The organism is Natrinema soli, assembly GCF_028618695.1.
Map to the genome: position 1 here is coordinate 1 of NZ_JAQIVI010000405.1, position 1,285 is coordinate 1,285.

The window sequence follows — 1,285 nt, forward strand, 5'->3', positions numbered from 1 at the left end:
GCACGCGTTCGTCCTCGGTCTCGGTCTCCTCGGGTTCTGGATGGGGTGGGCCGCCGCCGGCCCCTTCGTCGGAACGTTCGACGCGTCGATCACGGCTCGCCTCGAGGGCCAACTCCCGCCGACGATGGCGGCCAACCTGTTCGGCAACAACTGGTTCGTCGCGCTCACGACGGCCTACGCCGGGGTCGCGCTCGCGGTCCCCGCGATTGCGTCGCTATTGTTCAACGGCGTCTTCCTCGGGATCATGGCGCGCCTCGAGGTCGATCCGCTGGAACTCGCCGCCTTCGTCGTTCCCCACGGCGTGCTCGAGATCCCGGCGATCCTGATCGCGGGCGCGCTGGGGGTGTCCGTCGGCGTCACCGCGTGGCGGACGTGGCGGGCTCGCGCGAGTCGAACGGCTCTCGCGGACGCGCTCGAGCGGGCGTTCTGGGTGCTGATCGGGATCGGGATTCTGCTGGCGATCGCCGCGGTTATTGAAGGGTTCGTCAGTCCGTTCTACTATCGGTTCTTGCTCTAGCGAAGCGCCGTTCTCTACAGAGAGGCAAGGCGAGCGCCTCGGGGTTGTCCGAGAATCGAAGATCCTCGGGAAGACGAGACGCCGAAGGCATCTTGAATCTTGACCTCGAGGCAGTTCACGAAGACCGTTCGATACGTTTCTCGTGTGAATGGAACGGTATGTTCTGGAGGGATTGGGTGAGAAGAAGTGTCCTGCTATCGTGGCAACACGGAATCGCCACGTCCTCCCCAGCCGATTCGCTCACGCCTCCGGCGCTCGCTCATCCCTCGCGCAGTGTCATCGACCGACCTCACTTTCGTTCGGCCGGTCGACAGCGCGCGCCACCGCACGCCAGTTGTCCGGTCTGGAGTGAAACCTGGTTACCCTCTATCGAACGAGTCGGCCCCTCGAGCAGTTCCCACCAACGGACGAGATGACGAATGGGCTCAGTAGCGAAATGGAGGCGATTCTTCGACGCCGCGCCGCTACTGATAGGCCTCGAACTCCTTCCCGAACACCAGGAAGTAGGCGGTGCCGACGAGCCCGATTCCCGTCGCGATGGTGAACGCGACCGTCGGATCGCCGGCGAACACTTGCGTCCCTGTCAGCGGGTTCGAGAACCCGTCCCACAGCAGTCCGCCCAGCGCCGCGCTCGGGATGACGATCAGGTTCCGCAGGAGGTAGTACGCGCCGGTCACCCGGCCGCCGGCACCCCGTTCGGCGGGGCCAACGATCAACGCCTTGTGAGAGGGCAGCCCCGCGAACCGCAGCCCCGAGAACGCGAAGATG

General features: G+C 65.2%; 1 protein-coding gene and 1 pseudogene. One reads left to right on the forward strand and one right to left on the reverse strand.

Features of this window, described 5'->3' with window-relative positions:
* Window positions 1–517 (forward strand): stage II sporulation protein M (locus PGX04_RS22185; protein ID WP_273740488.1); only part of this gene is annotated, 517 nt, incomplete at its 5' end.
* Window positions 518–981: 464 nt separating this feature from the next.
* Here PGX04_RS22185 and PGX04_RS22190 read toward each other — a convergent pair.
* A pseudogene (locus PGX04_RS22190) lies at window positions 982–1,285 on the reverse strand (MFS transporter); the annotation flags it as partial.